Annotated in this window: 8 protein-coding genes and 1 pseudogene; 2 read left to right on the plus strand and 7 right to left on the minus strand. The window is 63.3% G+C overall.

Annotated elements, in window-relative coordinates; translation table 11 throughout:
- Window positions 1–4: 4 nt before the first annotated feature.
- The 6 genes from KWO_RS12880 to KWO_RS12915 all read right to left on the minus strand — a co-directional run bounded on the left by KWO_RS12880 (window position 5) and on the right by KWO_RS12915 (window position 17,898).
- Window positions 5–2,899 carry a TonB-dependent receptor domain-containing protein gene (locus KWO_RS12880; RefSeq protein WP_010378142.1) on the minus strand — a complete coding sequence of 965 codons (2,895 nt, stop codon included), beginning with the start codon at window positions 2,897–2,899 and terminating at the stop codon, window positions 5–7.
- 477 nt (window positions 2,900–3,376) lie between these two features.
- The gene (locus KWO_RS12895; RefSeq protein WP_017112183.1) at window positions 3,377–5,722 is read right to left on the minus strand and encodes a S9 family peptidase; all 2,346 of its coding nucleotides are present in this window, start codon (window positions 5,720–5,722) and stop codon (window positions 3,377–3,379) included.
- Window positions 5,723–6,037: 315 nt separating this feature from the next.
- Window positions 6,038–7,624 carry a family 43 glycosylhydrolase gene (locus KWO_RS12900; protein WP_017113850.1) on the minus strand — a complete coding sequence of 529 codons (1,587 nt, stop codon included), beginning with the start codon at window positions 7,622–7,624 and terminating at the stop codon, window positions 6,038–6,040.
- On the minus strand, window positions 7,621–11,979 hold the full coding sequence (locus tag KWO_RS12905) for an Ig-like domain-containing protein (protein WP_010378156.1): 4,359 nt from the start codon (window positions 11,977–11,979) through the stop codon (window positions 7,621–7,623). Before KWO_RS12905 ends, KWO_RS12900 begins: the two co-directional genes overlap by 4 nt.
- A gap of 237 nt (window positions 11,980–12,216) precedes the next feature.
- Window positions 12,217–15,033: a TonB-dependent receptor domain-containing protein gene (locus tag KWO_RS12910; protein ID WP_026113231.1), complete on the minus strand. Its 2,817-nt coding sequence runs from the start codon at window positions 15,031–15,033 to the stop codon at window positions 12,217–12,219.
- 507 nt (window positions 15,034–15,540) lie between these two features.
- Entirely contained in the window at window positions 15,541–17,898 is a 2,358-nt protein-coding gene (locus KWO_RS12915; RefSeq protein WP_010378161.1) for a glucosidase family protein, read from the minus strand.
- A gap of 456 nt (window positions 17,899–18,354) precedes the next feature.
- Here KWO_RS12915 and KWO_RS12920 point away from each other — a divergent pair, with 456 nt between their 5' ends.
- On the plus strand, window positions 18,355–19,926 hold the full coding sequence (locus tag KWO_RS12920) for a S53 family peptidase (protein ID WP_017112187.1): 1,572 nt from the start codon (window positions 18,355–18,357) through the stop codon (window positions 19,924–19,926).
- Between the two features lie 132 nt (window positions 19,927–20,058).
- Window positions 20,059–20,481, plus strand: a pseudogene (locus tag KWO_RS12925) (DUF5694 domain-containing protein); the annotation flags it as partial.
- 519 nt (window positions 20,482–21,000) lie between these two features.
- Here KWO_RS12925 and KWO_RS12935 read toward each other — a convergent pair.
- Window positions 21,001–21,297 carry a flagellar basal body rod protein FlgC gene (locus KWO_RS12935; RefSeq protein ID WP_010378174.1) on the minus strand — a complete coding sequence of 99 codons (297 nt, stop codon included), beginning with the start codon at window positions 21,295–21,297 and terminating at the stop codon, window positions 21,001–21,003.
- Window positions 21,298–21,317 lie beyond the last annotated feature (20 nt).

Here is a 21,317-nt window from a genome sequence, read left to right on the forward strand (position 1 = left end):
GCACTCAGAACTTCACCGTCGCACGTGCCCAGTAGAAGCGGCCGAGCAGATCATAAGTGGCCACGTCGGTGTTCGCATTGCCCACGTTGTTGGAGTAATACAGCGGCGGCTGCTTGTTGGCGATGTTGTCCACGCCCACTTCAAAGCGCGTATGCCAGGGCTCCACGTTGTAGCCAAGCTGCAGATTGTTGTAGACGTAGGCGCCGATGTTGCGCACCACCGTCGGTTCGCTGGAATCGGCCGACAGGCTCTGGTCCGGATCCGAATTGCCGATGGCGGTATGCCCCACATAGCGGATGCGCCAAGTGGCGCTCCAGTCGTCCAATGCCCAGCTCAGCGTGCCCAATGCGCGCCAGCGCGGGAAATTGCCGTAGGCCTGGGTGTAGCGGCCCACGTTGTGGATGGTGACCGAGCTGGGATCGGTGGTGTCGGGCAACACATCGTAACGGGTGAGATAGGTGCCGTTGAGGCCGGCGGTGACATTGCCCCATGCCATCGCAGGCAAGCGGTAAGTCAGGTTGAAGTCCATGCCCTTGGCCCACAGCTTGCCCAGATTGACGGTGGGCTCGGCGATGTAATTGATGGTGCCGTTGCCATTACGATGGATCAATGCGCAAAACGAACTGGCCGAGTTGGCGAAGCACTGATTCAGCACGGTCTGCGCCGACACCGTGGTGATGGTGTCTTCCAGATCGATGCGCCACCAGTCCGCACTCAGCGACAGGCCATCAATCCACTGCGGGTCGTAAACGAAGCCCACGTCGTAAGACTTGCCGGTCTCAGGCTTGAGCTGGTAGCCCGCCACTGCCGCACCGGAAGCCTTGCCCGACACCTGCCCGTCCGACTGCTGGTAGCTGCCATCGGTGGGCACGTTGGCGCAGGCCACGTTGTTGCCGCCGGTGTAGCCATTGCACGGGTCGTTGACCGTTGCCGCATCGCCGGTCACGCCGGTGTAGAGCTCGTTGATATTGGGTGCGCGAAACACCTGCGAGACGGTGCCGCGCAGCAGCAGGTTTTCGATGGGGCGATATTCCAGCGACAGCTTGCTATTGGTCTTGCTGCCCACCGAGCTGTAATCGGAAAACCGCGTGCCCACGGTGACGTTCAGCGCATTGATGCCGGGCAGATCCTTGAGCAGCGGGAACAGTGCTTCGGCATAGGCTTCCTTGACGTCGAAACTGCCGCTCAAGGTGGACGAGCAGAATTCGATCACGCCGCACAGGCCATTTTCATCGCCGGTCCATAGCGGGTCCGAGGTGGTGGTGGAGCGTTCCTTGCGATACGAAATCCCGGCCGCCAGACTGGCCGCACCGGCCGGCAACTCGAACAGCGTGCCGTTGGCATTGGCCTCGAATTGCTTGACCGTGTACACGCTGGTGACGATGGGATTGACCACCATGCCCTGCAACGTCGCCAGGTTGGAACTGTCGTTGAGGTTGAAGAAATTCAACGGCGTGCAGCCGGCAATCGCCGCGCCCGCGCTCCCGCACTTGACGGTGCCGTCGCTGTCCAGGAACGACGGGCCGATGGCTTGATTGAACGCGGCATAGTCGAGAAAGCCGTTGTTGATCGACTTCTGCTTGACCTTGCCATAGTTGAAGGTGGCATCCCATTGCCAGGAACTGTCGCCGAAGCGGCCGCGCAGGCCCGGGCTGATCTGGAAGTTGTAGGTGTTGTACTGGTAGCTGCGATTGCCCAGCACGGTGGCCCGTGTATTGAGGTCGTTGTAGGAGGTGCCAGTGGTGCGATCGGTACCGAAATTGACGCCAAACGGATTGTAGTAACTCTGTGCCGACACCAGGATGTTGTCGCCATTGGAGAAGATCGGAATTGGCGCAATGATCGAAGCCGATTCGGTTTTACTAAACCAGGTATTGACGTAACCCTCGACGCTGTCGCTGAAGCGATAGGTGCCCAGCAAGAAGGCATTGGTGCGCTTTTGCGGGGTCTGCAACAGGTTGAACGGCTGGTAGTTGTAGGAGTCTGCGCTGGCGCTGTAACAGTGGAAATCGTTCGGGCCGGCGCGCCCGCTGACGCCGCTGTTGAGGGTGACGCGCCCGCAGCCATTGGACTGCGCGAGCAGCTGCGATTGATCCGACCCATCGTTGAAATTGACCGTGCCGGTGGGCGTGGCAGAGGAGCCCTGCTTCACCGGTTGGCCATTGGTCAGCGCGAGCGCGTCCTTGGAGTAATCGCGCGCCGCTGCAGACACTGGGTCGATGTTGTGATACGACAGGCCGCCGATCAGGCTGCCGCGCTCCCAGGTCTTGCCGGTGGTCAGGGTAAAGTTGCGACGGTTGCCATCGCCCTCGCTACTGGTGCCGAAGTCGCTGCTGAACTGCACGCCATCAAAGCGCGAGCGCAGGATGAAGTTGACCACGCCGCCGATTGCATCGGAGCCGTACACCGCAGAAGCGCCGTCGCTGAGCACTTCGATGCGTTCGATCATGCTGGAAGGAATGGCGTTGACGTCGTTGTAGGCCAGCCGGATGCCGTTGACCAGCACCAGCGTGCGTTTGTCGCCCAAGCCACGCAACGAGATCGCCGAAGCGCCGGTGCCGCCACCGTTGTTGGTGTAAGGATTGGTGGCGTTGCCGGCGATGGATGGCAGTTCCTGCAATAAATCGCCCACGGTCGCTTTGCCGGTGGCAGCGATCTGTTCCTGGCTAACGGTGACCACCGGGTTGGCGGTTTCGGTGTCCACGCGGCGCAAGCGCGAGCCGGTGACGACCACGCTGTCCAGGGTCTGCGTTGCATCGCCGCCGGTGGCCTGTTGCGCAGACACCGGCGCTGCCGCACCTGCCGATAGCGCCAGCAACAGCGCGGTAGTAAGCATGCTCGGCAACGGCCGCGTGATCGCGCCGGTGTTACGGGAGAGAGGCAACAGCAACATCGGCATGCAAGGCTCCTGAGTGGTAAGACAGACAAACGATGGGCAACACACGCCCGTGCCGGCAGACAGCGGCGCAGGTCGACGTAGATGGCGGACGCATGCTGCAGCCAACCGCTGGCCGCGGCCGTGGTGCAGACACGCAGACAAGGAGCGACGCAGGCGACCGAACGGCCACGTAGCAACGCGCATTGTCAGAAAGACTGTGCATTTCGCACTGGATGCGCCCATGCGCTCCAGTTTCAGCAGTTGGTCACAATGTGCCTGTGCGTAGACGCTACGTCTTGTCGCATTTGGCGACAGCGCATGCGGAAAACAGCATGTTTCGCAACTGAACGATCATGCGTCGTGGCATGACTGCGGTCGAGCTCGCGCGCATGCGCACTGCTGTGCGGTGATTGTGGGTGCAGATGAAGATGGCAAGAATCGGCGCGCAGACCGGCGCATCGTGCTCAGGCCAATGCGCGCGCCCCCAGCGCGCACGCATCACCGCGCCGTTGCCCCCGGCGCTGCTGTGGTGCGATTCCACTCCGGCGTTGGCGTTTGCTGCATCCAGCGCACGAAAAAATCCAGCAAACGGCGCCTGCCGTAATCACCGCCGGCACCATGATCACCGCCGGGCACGACCAGCAAATCGAAATCCTTGCCGGCCTTGATCAAGCGGTCGGCCACCTGGAAGGTGCTGGCCGGGTCGACATTCATGTCCATGTCGCCGGTGACCAGCAACAGATGCCCCTGCAGGCGCGCGGCATTCTCCACGTTCGACGATTCGGCGTACCACGGGCCCACCGGCCAGCCCATCCACTGTTCGTTCCACCAGATCTTGTCCATGCGGTTGTCGTGACAACCGGAATTGGCCACGCCCGCCACATAGAATTCCGGATGAAACAGCAGCGCCCCCAATGCGTTCTGCCCGCCTGCCGAGGTGCCGTACACACCAACACCGCCGTCGATGTCGTACCACGGGTAGCGCGCGGCGGCGGCCTTGTGCCAGGCAATACGATCCGGCAACCCGGCGTCCTTGAGATTGCGCCAGGCCACATCATGGAAGGCGCGCGAGCGGTTGTTGGTACCCATGCCATCGATGGACGCCACCGCAAACCCCAGACCGGTGAGTGACGGTGTGGCGGTGCTGAAACTCTTGGGGACGAATGAGCCCTGCGGGCCGGCATAGATGTCTTCGATGACGCGGTAGTGCTGCTGCGGGTCGAGCCGCTGCGGGCGATAGATGACGCCCCAGATCTCGGTCTTGTCATCGCGCCCGGTGGTGTGGAACGGCAGCGGCGCTTGCCACCCGGCCGCCAGCAGGCGACTCAGATCCGTGTGCTCCACGGTGCGTGCCAGGCTGCCATCTACGCTGCGCCGCAACTCCAGTACCGGGCCCAGGTCCACCCGCGAATACAGGTCCAGCATCCATTTGCCATCCGGCGAATAACGCACCTCATGATCGGCCGCAACCGGCGTTAAAGCGGTGAACCCGCTGCCATCCAGGCCGATGCGATAGGCGTGGCGGTAATACGGGTCTTCGCCGGGCTGCATGCCGGAGGCAGTGAAGTACACCTGCCCTGCGGCTTCGTCGATGCGATCGAGCTTGCGTACCACCCAGTTGCCACGGGTGATCTGGCGGATCACCTCGCCGCTGTGGCCGTCGTACAGATACAGATGCTCCCAGCCATCGCGCTCGGATGCCCACACGATCTGCGCGCCATCGTCCAGATCTTGGCGCGCGTGCTTGCCACCGCTTTCATGCTCGCCACTGAGCTCGGAGTATTCGATGAAGGTGGGCGATGTTTCTTCGACCAGCGTGCGCGCGGCGGCCGTGCGTGCGTCCACTTCAATCACCCGGTACAGCTGGTGACCGCGTGCGTTGTATTCGAAGGTGAGCCCGCGGCTGTCCTTCCACCAGACCATCTCGCTCAAGGTGAAGGCATTGGGCAGCAAGGTCATCGCCACCGGATGCGCCGCGTGCGTGGCGACGTCGAACAACACTGGTTGCATCACCGGCAACACATCGCCCGGCTTGGGGTAGACCTGTTGATGCAACTTCGGCTGCAGCTGATCGGCGGGCGCCGATTCGATGTAATACACCATGCGCGGCGGTGGCGCCCTGACCCGATACGCCGCCAGATGCTGCGAATCCGGCGACCACACCACGCTGTCGAGTGCGTAGTAATCTTCTGCGCTGCCATCGTGGCTGAGCACGCTGCGCTCGTGACTGCCGACCGGCGCGATGACCAGATTGGCCTGCTCCACCCAGGCGCGCCAGCGACCATCCGGCGACAATTTGGCCTGGCGTTCGCCCTGCTTGAGCGGCAGGCGCATGTCCATCGATTCGGACGGCACGTCGCGTTCGGGCAGATGCGCACAGCGATAGCGCTGCAGATCGCATTGCCAGCCCAGCTTCGCCAACTGGAAGCTCAGGCGCTGCTGTTCCAGGGTGGGCTCCTCAAGCTGCAGTTGCGTTGCATCGACCGCCTTGGCACCGGCCTGCGTCAATGCTGTGGCCAGCCGCGCATGGTCGAAGGCCAATGCGTTGCGGCCGCTCGCGGCATCCACCAAGCGGTATTCGATCGCCGGCAGCTGGTTGCTGCGCGCCACGCCACGCCGATACAGGAAATGCCCGGCATCCACCCACACCGGCGCCGTGGGCTGCCGGTCCACCAGCGCGGCGTAATGATCGGACAAGCCCATCGCCTGCGCGTACTGCGCTGGCGTAGGCGCGGCCAAGGGCGCTGCAGTCGCTGGCAGGAGCGGCATGAGTGCGAGAGCGACGCACCACGCTGCGATGGCGCTTAAGCGCGTGGCGGGGAAATTTGGCAACTGCGACCTCATGGAATATGTGGAATGACAGCGTGGCGTTGAAGGACGACGGCCGAGCCGGTGACTGCAATCGCTGCGGCAAACACACTCGATGTCCGTTGCAGCAGGTCGCTAGTGAGTGCTGGTGCGCCGGCTACCTGCGTCCGGAACCTCTGCTGATTATGTTGTGTAAAGCGCATAAGCGCGCCTGAAAAACCTGGTGCGCGCTCATCAGGCACGTCCGTTCGGCACATGGACTCCGAATCGTCATCCACCGCCAGTGCACTCCGCCGCCTGTGCACCATCAGCACCCGCTCGACTGCCGCACGCGGAAATTTGTCCGTTGCTTCACGGCGCATCGCAACGCTTGCTGTCGGCGGCAGTAGCGTGTGGCAGGCGTTGTGGCTGTGGGGCCAGCACTTCCCACTCCTGCACCGCCAGCGCAGCGTAGCTGGCAGCGTTGCCAGAGGCATCCATCACCACACGCACGCAACGCGTTGTTACCGGCGCGAACGACACCGCTTCATCGTGATCGGTGCGCGTGCCATAGCCATCGCTCGGCTGCACCGGCTGCCATCGCCCCGCGTGCCGGTATTCCAGATGCCAGCGCGCTGGCGGCGCCACGCCGACGTCGGCACCTGCCGGATGATCGGCCCAGAACACGATGCGCGTGCGATTCACGGTGATCGGTTGCGCCCAACTGTATTGCAGCCATTGCTGCGGTGGGTTGTTGTCCGTCCAGCTGGCCCACATCTCCGGCGGCAATGGGTTGGCTTTGACGATGCCGTCGTTGAGTGCGGCGATCCAGTACTGCACGGGAATATCCGGGCCATTGGACGCAGTTGCATAGGCCGACGGCGCTTGATTGCGCATGGGCGGCACCGGCGGCATGGGGCGCCGCGTCGGCACAACGGTGCGGATGCTGGCCGGTTGCGTGCTGTCGACCCATTGCAGCCGGTCGATCGCCACGCTGCGGCGGAAATGCCCGCCGCCCTGCGCGTCGGCAGTGTGATACACCAGATACCACTGGCCTTGAAATTCAACGATGCCCGGATGCGAGGTGGTGGAGGACACCGGCGGCAACACGATGCCGCGGTACGTCCACGGGCCGAGCGGTGTTGGCGCGCTCGCATAGGCGATGCACGCGTGATACAGCGTGGGCGTGCATGGCGAAAGACGTCCGGCATTATTGGCCGCATACGCCAGGTAGTAGGTGCCGTTGCGCTTGAACAACCAGGGTGCTTCGAAATAGCCGTCCAGCGTGTCCACCAGGACTGGCGTGCCCTTGAAGGTGACCATGTCGCGCTGCAGCTCCACGCCGTACAACGCGCCGAAGGTGCCCCAATACAGATACCCCCGTCCGTCGTCGTCCACCATCACGGTCGGGTCGATGTTCTGTATGTCGTTGCGGCCCGGCACCGACTGCGAGACCACCGGACCTTGCGGGTGTGCACCGGTCCACGGGCCGAGTGGACTGTCGGCCACGGCCACGCCGATTGCGAAAGGATCGTCGTTGGGCGAATCGCGCTGCTGCACCGGCGCATACAGGTAATAGCGCCCATCTGGGCCCTGCACGATCTGGGACGCGTAGGCATACCGCTTGTCTGCCCAGGCAAAGACTTGCTGGGGCCGTAGCAAATCGCGGTAGTGGGTCCACTCGCCGCTGGCCGGATCGCTGCTGACGAATAGTTGCCAGCCAGGCATGACGAAGGCATTGAGATTGGGAGCAGCAGTATCGCGGCCGGCAATGATGTACAGCTTGCCATCGGCTACCAGCGGCGCAGGGTCAGCGGAATATTCGCTGCCGTCGGCGAGGATGGGGTTGCCGGGTGCGTGCAGCTGCGTTCCCTGCGGCGGCTGCATGGCGCAGGCCGGAGCGCTGGCCAGCGAAACCCCGCAGGCCAGCACGACCACGCGGAAGAACGCACGCATCATGGCGTCACCGCCTTGATCTGCAACACCAGCGGCACCGACACTTTTCCAATGGGTGCACGCCCTTGCGCGGTGCCGGTGAGTTGGATCTCGCCAGGCTGTGCGTAACGTGCGGCCTGCAGCGTGGGCCATTGCACCGGCAGGCGTTCACGCGAGCCATCGTTGTATTGCACCGTGACAAAACCCGGTAGCGTCGGCGCATGCCCGACCACCGCAGTCACCGTCGGCAGCGGCTGCACGGTGTTGATCTGCCCGGGCGGCGTTGCGCGTATCCAGATAGTGGCCTTGATGGGAATCGCGCCTTCGACCAGGCCTTGCAGTTCCACCGTACCTTCGTGGCCCAGGCGGCTGGCGGTCAGCTCGGACCATTGCACCGCCACCGGCAGCACACTGCCATCGGCAAAGAACGCGGTGATCTCCTGTGGCAGCGTCGGTAGCTGCCCAGGGGCTGTGCGTAGATCGATCGCCTCCATCTGTTTGGGCAACTCCGACAGCGCCTGCCATTCGTCCACACCAATGGCGGCATGTCCGTTGGCCGTGGTCTGAGTCGTCAACACCACGCGCAGCGCGGTGGTCACCACCGGCGCAAAGCTGGCGGTGCTTGCGGCGCCGGTGGCTGCTGCCGCAATCGGGTACCCGCTGGTGCTGACGATGTCCTGCCAACGTCCATCCTGCAACATCTGCAACTTCCAGCCGGCAGGCGCGGCCACACCGCCGTTGGGCTGGTCGTTCCACAGATAGAGCGCACTGGACGACAGCCGCACCGGGCGTGGCCATTGATACTGCAGCCACACCGTGGCTGGCTGGTCGAGCCCATAGCTGCCCCAGCGCAGGTTGCCACTGGGAAAGCTGCCTGCCTGTGGGATAAACCCATCGTTCAAGGACTGCACGCGGTACTGCATGCCGGTGAGTTGCGCACTGACACTGGCCATGGCCTGTAACGGAATACGCTGTAGCGGGCGAGAGGCAGGTGCATTGACCTGCACATCGGCATGCCCCATCAGCGCCCCATCGTTGGCAACCAGGCGCAAGGTGTACTGCCCGGCACGGGTGAAGCGCACCGAGGTCTGCAGCGCAGCTGCGTCGGCAAACACCGCATCGCCGCCTTCCGGTGCCTGCTGCACGCGCCAGCGCGCCTGCAGCGTGCCATTGGGCAAGCCGTCATCGCCAACGCGTGCCTGCAGCACCACCGCGCCGTCGGCGCCGGGCGTGTCCAACTGCCATGCCTGCACCTGCGGCGGGGTATTGCCGGCAAATGCCGGCGCCGGCAAGCCGCTATCGAACACCTGGATTTCCTTGATGCCGGTACGCGCGGCACCGGCATGGGTGACTACCACGCGCAGCGCAGCGGTATGGATCGCCGGAAAGCGCACCCGATTGCGATTGCCTTCGGCCATCGTGGTATCGCGCACCTGCCCGGGAACGGTCTTCCACGTCCCGCTGCCGTCCTGATATTGCACGGTGTAAATCCACGGTGCCGCGTAGCCAGGCTGCGTTCCGGACGGAAAGCCATTCTGATCGCCGCCCGGCGACGAGCTGCGATAGAGGTACAGCACCACTTGATCCAGCGTCCGCATACCGCCCAGGTCCAGTGCAATCCAGTCGCTGGCCGACGGCGAGCCTGCGGTGCCCCAGAACGGCGTACTGGCAGTACTACCGTCCACTGCCGCCGTTGCTGGCAAACCAGCAGCAGCAAAACTGGCGCTGACACGCGCGCCCTGCGCCAGGTTCCGGCTATGCGCTGGCGGCAACGTCAGATCCACACCGGCCTTGGCCAGCATTTGCGCGATCCGCGTGCCGTCAGCGAACGACACCTGTGTCATCGACGCCACTGACGCAGGATGCGATTCAAGCACGTGCGCTGCGCCATTGCGATTGACTGCATCCGGCGCGGCACTCACCTGCCCGCTGGTCGGGTCGTAGATCACGTGTGCCAGCCGATCCACGCGAAATGCCAAGCGGCCATCCAGATAGACGCTGTAGCCCTTCGGGATGCGCCCGCCGTAGTGGCTGCCATCGCGATCCCAGACAATGCTCAGATTGCGGTCGCGATAGCGCAGATTATCGGCGCCAAAATGATCCCAACCGATATCGATCGGATACAACTCGATCTTGCCGTCGCTGCGCGGGCGAAAGCCCATCGCATCCTCGATCATGGTGAAATTGGTTGCGCCCAGCTGGGTGTGGTGGATCCATGAGCGATAGCCGATCTTGCCGCCGGTCCTGGCACTGCCCTTGGCCCAGAATTCGTTCTGGTCCGGATAGCGGTTGTCGCCATTGATGAAGGGCGCCCACGCGTTCCAGTACAGCAATTTGCGATAGCTCTGCGCGTTCAAATACGGGCTGGGGTAATCGCGCAAGACAGAGCCGAACAAACGGAACGCCACGGTCGCATTGATGGTGGAGAAATTATTGCTGCCCACATCGGGGCCGCTGCCACGCGCGTGCATGTCCACCTGGTTGGCGGTGTAGAACGGAAATAGCGGATATTGCGCTGCGTCGGCGAACAGCCGCAGCGCGCGCACATACTTGGGGTCGTAGTCAGTATCGCCCTGCTTGGGCATCAAGCCCACGCTGAAGGGATAGTAGTTGTTGGTTTCCTTCCAATCGACCGCCAACCGCGGCCCGTCGGCCTGGCGATGCTTGAGCAGATCGCCATACAGGCCGACCGAATCGGGCGTGTCGCTGTGATCCTGCCACAACACCTCCAGCGCGGCCTTGCGAATGCGGCGTGCGGTGGCCTGCATGCGCTGCGCAGTCGCCGTATCGCCGGCGAGTGTCGCCGCCTGCGCCGCCGCCTGTGCATTGGCGTAGACGTAGGCGCTTTCGGTACGGTCCATGCGAATCTGGCCATGCTGGTCGGCCCAATCGAACGACACCGCATCGGCGTCGTTCCCGGTCATCGCCGCCCAGTCGTATTCGATCAAGCCGTTGTGATTGAGATCGTAGGCGGCCAACACACCATCCACGTCACCGCTGCCATAACGTGCCAGCTTGCCCGCCAGTGCCGCCGGCCCGCCGTGGATCTGCATCGACCGCCATGCTGCGGCTGTGATGTATTGCGCGTAGGAATTGGACCAGTTCTCCGGCGAGCCCGGGTTGTCGGTGTACTTGCCACCGCCCGCGGTTTCGCCCGCGCTGAGCCAGGTGCCATAGGCGTACAGCGGATTGCGCAGGTATTTCAGATCGTCCAGGAACATCCCGGCCGTCAACACGATGGCATTGTCGTAGCCAAGCACGCCCTCGATGGCGACCGGAAACTGGTAGTCGTTGCCGGGGACGTTGGCATCGAGAAAGTTGAAGCGCAGCACCCACCAACGGTAGAACAGGCTCTTGCTGATGTTCTCGTTGGGCGTGTCCAGGTACGGCAGGTTGTCCACCCACCAGTGGTTATAGCTGGCCACATGCTGCTGGTAGGCCTGCTGCGGCGTTTGCGCGGCAATGCGCGTGTACTCGGCGCGCGCTTCGGGCAACTCGTGGGTGAGCATGCCAAGCTGCAACTTGATTGCTGCGGTTTCGCCGCTGGCGGGAATGTCCACCTCGCGAACCAGGCGTTGCCCCTCGACATGGAATCCATCGCCGGATAGACGCGGAAATACCGTTGTGATGTGGTTGTAGGCGTCGAATGCGCCGGTCAGCTCCTTGCCATCGGCACGCTGGGTAATCGGGGAGACTGCTTGCAGCGATACCGAATGCGCCGCGCCATCCAGACTGGATAGCACGACGCTGGCAACCGCCACGTTCTGCTCGGTGATGTACTTGACCAACTGCATGCGCACGCCCGCGCCGGCATCTTCGAACACTGTCGTGAAATAACTCGGCGTCTGCCGCCGCAGCTGCGAACGCTCCTTCCATTCGACACGACGCTTGCCCAGCGCGGTGTAGATGTGAAACAGCGCGTCGTAATCGGTGGAATGCCAGTACGCTACCTGCCCGACGAATCCCGGCGCATCAGGCGCGTGATACGTCAAATATGCGGCACGCCCACGGGTAAACAGCCAGTCGTTGCGATCGTCGAAGCCACCGCCGGTTCCTTCACGCGCCAGCATGCGGTCGATCCAGAAATCATTGCCCGGCGCCTGCCCTGCCCCATGCGCAACATCGGCAGCATAAATCCGCGCCAGTTGCCCGCCCGGTGCAAACGGCACGGCACTGTCGGGCATCGGGTGGTCCAGGCCGCGGAACAGCGGCTCGCCGAGCATCGCGTTGGGCTGGGCGATCGGGGCTTGCTGTGCGACTGCAAGTGGCCAGCCAAACATGATGCATGTCCATAACAGCGCAGCGGCGCCGGCGCGCCGGGTCAAGCGCAACCAGCGCCGGTGCCGAGCCAGAAACGACGTCCAACGTAACTCCTTCATCCATCCATCCCATTAGCGTGCAGACAGCGCGGTCGATGCGGCGGCTGGCACGCATCGGACGATAGACAACTGCAGTACTCCCCACTACATGGCACCCCATGTAACGCAGCGTTGCTCACCATAGTTATTCGTGCTGGCAACACATGCCTCAACACGAAATACGGAGACGCAAAGCGAACATCTCTGCGTGCCGTCCACGCCCGCCCGACGACTGCTCGCGAAGTTTTACTCGCCGATCTAAAACTCTACTCGTAGCCGGCTCCAGAAATACCGCCCTAAGGTGTCATACGTGCTCGCTTCGGTATTGGCCGCATTGGAGTAGCTGTAGAACCGTGGTGGCTGACGGTCGCCCAGATTGTCGACGCCCACCGCAAGCGTGCCATGCAGCGATGTAATCTTCCGGCTCAACGAGGCGTCGTGATACACCACCGAGCCGATCCGGAAATAGGCGCAACTGCCGTCGGCATTGGTGTCGGCGCAGAAATTTTCGTACTGGCTGCCGTTGACGGTACGACCCAGGTAACGTGTATTCCAGCTCGCATGCCACGGGCCTTTGTCCCAGGCCAGATTGGCCACTGCGCGCCAGCGCGGCATGTTGCCCCAGCTGGAATTTTCGCCAACGTAGTTATGCGTATCGCCCGCAAAGCGGTAGCTGGAAAAGAACGTGGCATCCACCCCCGCCGCAAACGCGCCCCAGGCGGTATCGGCCAACGTGTAATGGATGCCGCCGTCATAGCCGCGAATATCGACCTTGCCGCTGTTGTACGCGAACGGCACCGACACGCGCGTCAGCTGGCCCGCGGCATCGCGTTGAATCAGCGGGCAGAACGCGGCTTCGCTGCCGTCGAAGCAATCATTGACCACTTGTTGTAAGCCCACGCCGCTCAGCATGTCGTCCAGCACGACTCGCCAGCTGTCCACGTTGAGCGATAACCCTCGTACCTGATCCGGGTCATAGACCAAGCCAACATTGTAGGAACGGCCACGCTCGGGCTTGAGTTTGAAGCCCACATTGTTGGCGCCGGAGGTCACCACGTTGAACTGCGCGGTGTTGGTGAAGCTGCCGTCGTTGGGCACATTTGCGCAGGCTGGATTTGGCGCACCGGTGAAGCCCGTGCACGGGTCCTGAAAGTCGCCGGTATTGTCGATCACCCTGTTGTAGGGCGAGCCATACAAATCGCCCAACGCTGGCGCGCGGAAGACCTGCGAGCCGGTGGCGCGCACCAATAGATTCCCAATCGGCCGCCACTCGATCGCGACCTTGCTGTTGGTGGTGCTGCCCAAAGCGTCGTACTTGGAATAGCGCGAGCCGAGATTCAGATTCAACTCGTTTGCGAGCGGCGCATCCTTCAGCAGCGGCACCAGCAATTCTGCATAGGCCTCTCTCACCGACTCGTCGCGCCCCTGCTTGAGGATGCAGCCGTCGTTGTAGTCGCAATTGCCATCGGCATCGGCAGCGGCCACATCACTTGTCGTGCCCTGCGCGAACTTATTGGTGCGATACACCAGGCCGACCGCGGCCTGCACCGCGCCGGCTGGCAGTGTGAACAGATCGCCGTTGGCGCTGATATCGACAAAGCGCATCTGGCTCTTGTCGATTAGATCCACCGCCAGCTGGGTGTCTCGCAATGCGGCGATGGTGGCCGGATCGTTGGGATTGAAGACGTTGATCGGCGTGCAGCCGGCAATCACCGCACCGGGCGCGCCGCACTTGACCGCTCCATCGCTGTCCAGGAACGAGGCGCCAACCGCGTTGTTCAATTTGGATGTCACCGAGAATCCGTTACGTACCAAGGTGTCCTTGTAGTTCGCATAGCCGGCCGCCGCATCCCACTGCCAGCTGCTGTCGGCGACGCGCCCACGCAGGCCGGCAACGATATTGGTCTGGAACATGGTGGAGGTGTAGACGCGGGTATTGGCCTGCGGGGAGCGCACATAGTAGCCGTCCAGTTGATCGCCGAACGGGTTGTAGTAGTTGTCCACTGCGTCCTGCATTTCCAGGCCATAGGCATCCAGCCGCGAGACCGTCTTGCTGCGCGTCCAGAAGACGTCGATGTAGCCCTGCACGCTCGAAGTGAAGTCGAAACTGCCGTGCAGCGAGGCGTTGGTGCGCTCGATTGGGGTGATCAGGTACTGCGTGTCGTAGACGTTGTAGCTGTCGGTGGCCCGATTGTAGGGGCGGAAGGCATCTTCGCCGACCGGACCCGGCGCAACGCCACTCACCGGTGTCAGCACGCGCCCGTCGGTCAGGAAGGCACGGGTATTGCCACCGCGGATCTCGCTGACCTGCCCATCGAGATATTCCACCGCCTTGGCCGCGTAACTGCGGTCGCGATTGAACACCGGATTCATCGAGTTGCGACTAAGCCCCAGGATCAGCCCGCCGCGCTCCCAGCTCTTGCCCCATTCCAGCCCGAGCGTGCGCCGGTTGGCATCGCCATGCGTGCTCTGCGCGTAGTCCACGGTGGCTGCAAAACCGTCGTATTTGTCCTTGAGAATGACATTGACCACGCCGCCGATTGCGTCGGAGCCATACACCGACGAGGCGCCGTCGGTGAGTACTTCCACCCGCTCCACCATCGCCGCGGGGATGGCATTGACGTCCACGCCCGGTGCCGATGCCACGCTGCTGGCAGGCCCCGCCATGCGATGGCCGTTGACCAGCACCAGCGTGCGTTTGGGCCCAAGATTACGGAGCGATACCAGCGCGCGGCCGTGACTGAAGCTGGAATTAAGCGCAGGCCCGGTCTGGAAGCCGGCCATCATGGGCAAGCGCTGCAGCAGTTGTCCCAGCGTGCTCTGCCCGCTGTCTTCGATGCGCTGGCGGTCGATCACCACCACCGGGCTGGCGGTTTCGGCATCGACGCGGCGCAGATGGGTGCCAGTGACGTTGACCTTATCCAAGGTCTGGGTGTCATCGTCTGCGCCATCGCTGCGCTGCTGCGCGGCAGCTGGCACGGCGGTGGCCGCCAGCACGAACATCAACGCGCTAGCGAGCGTGGTGGTCTGCAAAGCAAGTCGTTTGGGAAGAACAGCAGCGCGGCTGGGCGACATCTGAAATCCTTGTGCTGACACAGGGAATGGCCCACCTTCGTGCGCGACCGCGCACGGCCAAGCCGCACCGGAACAGCGCACAGATGGGAAATCGATCACGACAGAAACTGCACCGGCCTGCCGGCTCAACGGCAGGTATCTACGAATGCAAAGGACTGCAACTGCAACTGCAACGACACTGCTCTCCCCTGAGAGCTGGTGCTTTGGCATACACGCGTTACGTTAAAAACATCTTGCGGCAACACAGCCGCGCCGTCTTGACGAATTTAGTCGGGCCGCGTGCGGAAAATCGCGTGCTTGCGCCCGTTTCCGGGCATACCTTTATTGCCTAAGCATCAACACGCCGGTGCGGCCATCCGATGTGCCCTGGTCTCTTGCGATCGACAACAGCACTTGTGCGCGGACGGTGTTGGGCACTGTGGTGGGCTTCGTCTGCAGCACCACAGCCACTGAATCTTTTGCGAGGCAGCCGCGGGTCAGCGACGCTTGCTCGTCGCGCGGCTGCGATCACACGTACCACGCCTGCACTTTCACCAACGCAGCAGTGCCGGGCAAGGCGACGCGATCTGCATGCGGGCCCTGCGGCCGCACCGGCTTGCCATCGACCAGCACACGTTGCAGGCGCGTGCCTGCGGGTGCGCGCAGGGTCAGCCAGGTGCGTTTGGTCGCACGCTCCAGCAGCTGCACATCGGCACTGATGCAACGCGCCGCAGCATCGTTGCGCAACATCAGCGTAACCGTGCCCCAGCGCGTGGGCGCAGCGGTGATGCCCACTGGCGCACCGCTGCCCAACCATGCGCGCGGTACCGCGCGGGCAAGAAACAGCTGTTCGCCCAGGCTGTCGTCGCTGACCAACATCCAGCGCAGCAGCAGCGGGATGGTCATTTGCGCGGGGATGCAGAACAACGGCATGCCACCGGTGATGCCACTGACTTCGCCGGCCGTCCAGCTGCCACGCGTGTGCACCTGATAGCGATGCGCGTAAACGAACAGCAGATATTCTTCGATGCGATCCAGCCGCAGCAGCTGTTGCGCATACCCATAGGAAATGAAACCGAGCAGATCGCGGCTGCCTGGCTCCGGCGGCGCGATATTGGCGACCACGCCGATACTTGTGCCGCCATGGCCGCGCACGCAATCGATCACCAGATTGGCCAGGTCGTCCGGCAATACATCGGCCTGCAGCAGTTCGGCATAGGCACGGTGCGGCCATTGCTGTTCGCTGGGTTTTTCCTGCAGCAGCGATTGGCGGAAGGTCAGTTTGGTGCCGGGCAGCGGGCCCACATACGGCGGCGAGAGGTCGCGACGCACGTTGGCACGCAGGCTGGCTTCCAGCCGTGCACGCAGCTGCTTCGCGCGGCGCTGCCACTGCGTGGCCTGGCCTGCATCGCCGCCGAGCGTGCTCCACACCTGTGCGATGTCTTCCCAGCCGCGAATAGTCAATGCGCTGTTGGCGTAATAAGGCTTCCACCACAGCGATGGATCGGGAAACAGGCAGGCATCGGATTCGTTCCAACCGTGCAGCAGGCCATGGCCATGTGCGCTGCGCGGCAACGCCAGCGCCTGGTCGTGCAAGGCGCATAACACCTGCGCGGTAGCGGCGATCTTGGGCAACAAGCGACGCAGCCGTGGCGCATCGCCGGTGTAACGCAGGTACCGCGCCAGCAACGACAAGGTCAGCCCGAATTGCCCTACCTCCGGCCCGCGCATATTCGGCAAGCCATCGTCCTGCACGAAGTCATCGAAGTAATTGTCGAGTACCGCAGCAGCTTGTGCGAAGCGGCCCCACTCCAGATTGGCGTAGAGCGAACTGGTGAACGTGTCCTGGAAGCCGTCGTATTCGTTGCCGTAGTAATCGCGCTCCACCGCGCCGTACTTGGGGTAATCGCCGCCGGGGCGTACCACCAACTCGCGCGCGAACGCGAACTGCGCCATGTCGTTCCAGCTGGCATCGGGAAGCTTCGCCTGCACGGTGCCGTCCAGCGCCTGCTGCCAGTACGCAGCGAAATCGATCAACGCCGCATAGAACTGTTCGGCCGTGGCGGCGCTACGTGATGGCGCAAATTCGGGGTAGCTGTGTGTGTAGTGCACCGCGACGATGGCGCCTGCCTGTACCTTCATCGTGCGATGCCAGGTCTGCACCACAAAGCGATCGCGTGCACGCACATCGGCAAACACCAGCACGTCGTACCAGCTGTCCGGTTCGCCCTTGCGGCGCATCACCTTGCGCACTGCCGGCATCCAGCCACCGAGCATGCCTTCTTCGCGGCGTCTGATCAGCGCCTCCTCACCCAACTCCTTGAAGGCATGCTCCGGTCGCGAGGTGCGGCTGCGCCCGTTGGGCAGGATCGGCATAGTGTCCAGGCTTTCACGTGTGCCGACGAAAGTGGTCCACGGCCAACGGCCGCCGTTATCTTTGGGGTCGAGCAAGGACCCCGGCGGCGGCGCCACATCGCGCACCTGTGCCTCGTCCGGGTCGCCATCGCGCAGCAGACGGTCGGCCAGCAGGTCGGCTTCGGCCATCGCCACTTCGGCTAGCGGCAACCCGAAGTACGGCTTGCCCTCGGCCGGATAGGCCGGCTCGGTGCGCTTGTCCAGCCGCAGCATGCCGCTGTCGCTCCACAATGTGAGCTGTCCTTGCGGATCGTCCAGATGCTCGTATACGGTCCAGTGCTGTTGCAGGTGGGTAAAGCTGCACAGCGTGCTGCCGACATGCGCCGCCGAAGGCAACGGTTCCAGGCGGGGAAGCGCTGGCGCCGGCGCGGTGGTTGCCATTGCTGCCGTGGCAGGTAGTGCCAGCGCAGCACCTGTACCCACGGCCGCAGTCGCCGCCATGCCCTGACGCAGAAAGGTTCTACGGTCCATCGTTGCGCCCTCGAATGATCGTGGCCCATCGTGCGCGCCTTCACGCGTCACGTCTTGTGACAGCGGTCAGACACCCGTGCGGAAATCTGCACACCGCCACGGTGTGTGGGCCGATTACCGTCGTATTCGCAGTGGCCCTGGATGCACCAGGTCGCCGGCCCTGCAAACCACGCGGCGCGCTGTCGCTGCATCTGAGGCGCATGCCGGTGACATGACCGTTTTGCACCTCCCTGCCGTCGCTAGCAGCCGACCAGGACATCTAACGATCAACAGGTCAACACGTTGTGTCGCGATCAATCGAACGTGGCAGCAGCCGCACATACACCCAAGGCATCGCATTGCATGCAGAATGCAGTGATGTCTGCGGTAGCGCTTGCTTCGGTATTCCTGCAGCGGGGTACCTCCGCTTCTGCACCAACCACTATCGGCTCACCCACCTACATGGACTTCCCCTGCATGCACACGATTCTCACTGGCAGTGAGCGCCACACCGCACCCTTCACCACGGAGGCTGGACAACCGCCCCAGGACGAACGCCTGCGCGTGCTGCTCGCGGTGCGCATGCCGGCACTGAATGCCGCCGCCGATGTGCTCTTGCAACTGCAAGCCAACACGCTGCCGGTTGCGTTCACGCGCGCGGAGTTCAGCGAACGCTTCGCCGCCAGTGCCGCAGATCTGCAGGCCGTTGCCGACTTTGCCGCCAGCTATGGGTTGACCGTCGAGCGCACGCACGCAGACAGCGGCAACATGATTCTTGAAGGCACCGTGCAGCAATGCGAAGCCGCGTTCCAGGTCTGCCTGCGCGAATACGTGCACGGCACATTGCGCTATCGCGGCCGCACCGGCCCTGTGTCGATTCCACAGGCATTAACCGGCATCGTCACCGCGGTGCTGGGGCTGGATGCGCGCCAGCAGGCACAGACACTGCCCAGCGCGCCTGACGCAACCGCATCCCTGCCAACCGCGACGCGGCCACCCACGCCGGTAGCAAAGGAAGATGGCCCCATCATGCAGTACACGCCCCCGCAGCTGGCGCAGTTGTACGGCTTTCCCGAGCACGACGGTCGCGGGCAGTGCATCGGCATCATCGCGCTGGGCGGTGGCTATGCAGGCGAGCAGATGGCCGCTTATTTTGCGCAGCTACAAGTCCCCATGCCGACGTTGGTGGATGTGCTGTTACCCGGCGCCACCAATACCGTCAGTCACGGCACCGCAAATGCCGATGTCGAAGCGCAAATGGATATCCAGATCGCCGGCACACTCGTGCCGGGTGCCAAACTGGTGGTGTATTTCGCGCCCAACACCGACAACGGCTTTCTGGAAGCGATCAACGCCGCCATCCACGATGCCGAGCACTCTCCCGGCATCATCGCCATCAGCTGGGGCTTCACCGAATCGCAATGGACGCCGCAATCGCGCCAGGCCTACGACTGTGCGTTTCGGGCCGCTGCATTGATGGGCATCACCGTGTGCATCGCCGCAGGCGACGATGGCGCCAGCAACGGGCAGCCGGGTTTGAATGTCTGCTTCCCCGCATCCAGCCCGTTCGTACTCGCCTGCGGCGGCACCCGGCTACAGGTGACGGCAGACAGCGCTAACGAGCAGGCATGGGCGAACGGTGGCGGCGGAGAAAGCAGGTTCTTTGCACGACCAGCCTGGCAGAAGGATCTGCGTCTCACCGATCTGCAGCAACAGTCACGCCAATTGAGCATGCGCGGCGTCCCTGATGTGGCGGCCAACGCCGATGCACAGACCGGCTACTACCTGTCGATCAACGGGCAGCCGGCGGTGATGGGCGGCACCAGCGCGGCCGCACCGTTATGGGCGGCCCTACTTGCGCGCATCTACGGCGCAAACCGCATGCAGCCTCACTTCGTGCTACCGCGCCTGTACGGCCAACCGGATGCCTTCCGCGACATCGTTGCTGGCAACAACGGCGGCTTCCGCGCATCCACCGGTTGGGATGCAAACACTGGGCTTGGAGTTCCATACGGCGCGCGGTTGACGGCGTTGCTGCAGCCTGAGTGAGACGTGCTGAGCGCTAGTCGCTTGATGCCGGGTTGTGGGCAGTTGTCAGTTAGGGGTCGGCAGCATCGCCTTCCGAGTGCGCGCCGTAGGCAGCGCATTGGCGATCCTGGCGTGATCGAAGGCATCGTCGCCATCGATCTGGGCGATCCGGCGGCCTATGGCAAGGCGATTCAGGCGGCCTGGGACAAGGCCGGGCCACGTGCACGTGCCATGCGTGAGCATGAAGGCCAGCTGGCTGGCGAAGGCAAACTGCTGGAGCTGTACCGCGCGATCAATCTACCGGCCAGCCAGCAACTGGCCATTAGCGTGGATTTTCGCGCGGCGCTGAGCGAAGGCTCGCAGGAGCACTACGGCTATCGCTACGTGTCTGGTTGGGAAATCCGCAACCTGCGCATGGTGTCTAACGTGCATGCCAGCTTTGCCGACCAACCCGGCGCAAGGGTATTGGCGGTGGTCGGCGCGATGCACAAACCCTGGTTCGACAACTGGCTGGGACAGCTGCAGGGCGTGGATATCGTGGATGCGGCACAGGTGCTGGGCGATGATGGGCAATGAGGCTGTGAGTACAGCGATTTCAGTATGACGCTCCAGATCAACGCCTGATTATTTGAATGCGTGCTGCCCGCATCGCGTCTGCGTTGCAAGGAGATCGACACGTCGAGTGCGCAGTGCCCTCGCCGCTTGCGGGACACGCAGTAACCCGTCCATGGGGCTCGATGGTGGCATCCATGCCGTCAACGGTCCCGCAAGCAGTGACGACACACACCAGACAGTTGGCTGGTGGTTTTTTTGAAAGCGAAGGAAAAGGGCAAAGCCGTCTGCCGGTTGCTTTGCCGAACCATGCGCACCGACCATCGCGACTGGTCCTTGCCCGCTCACGGTCGCAGGACCCTTGGCGGCATGGATGCCGCCCCGGAGCTTACAGGGACGTACTTGCAGCGTGTCCTGCGATGGTGGGCAGGCAAGGATCCTGCAGACTCGAAGCGTGGAGGGCGCGGTGCCCTCGCCCCTCGCGAGACACGCCTTGCACCCGATGCAACAGGTCGACGACCGTCGTCGTGTAGGCCAAACCGCTTAGGTCAACACATCCAACAAGCTACCCAGCATCTCGTCGGAACGCCGCAACACGTTGGCATTGGCCTGAAAATCGTTGCGGGCCGCTAGACCTTCGACCAGATCGCTGGCCGGCGCAGACGGGTCAGCACTGGCATTGACCACGTTGGCAGCCACGCCGCCATTCGCCTGCGTACTAGCCGCGACAGACTGGCGCGGGCTGCCGTCCACCGGCTGACGGGCGACATTGCTGGCCGCCACCTGCTGACGCAGTGCGGCGACCTGCATTCCGGAACTTGCGATGCTGCTGATGCTCATGGTGGCTCCGGTGTGGCGGT

It is taken from the genome of Xanthomonas vasicola pv. musacearum NCPPB 4379 (assembly GCF_000277895.2).
GTDB classification, from domain to species: domain Bacteria; phylum Pseudomonadota; class Gammaproteobacteria; order Xanthomonadales; family Xanthomonadaceae; genus Xanthomonas; species Xanthomonas vasicola.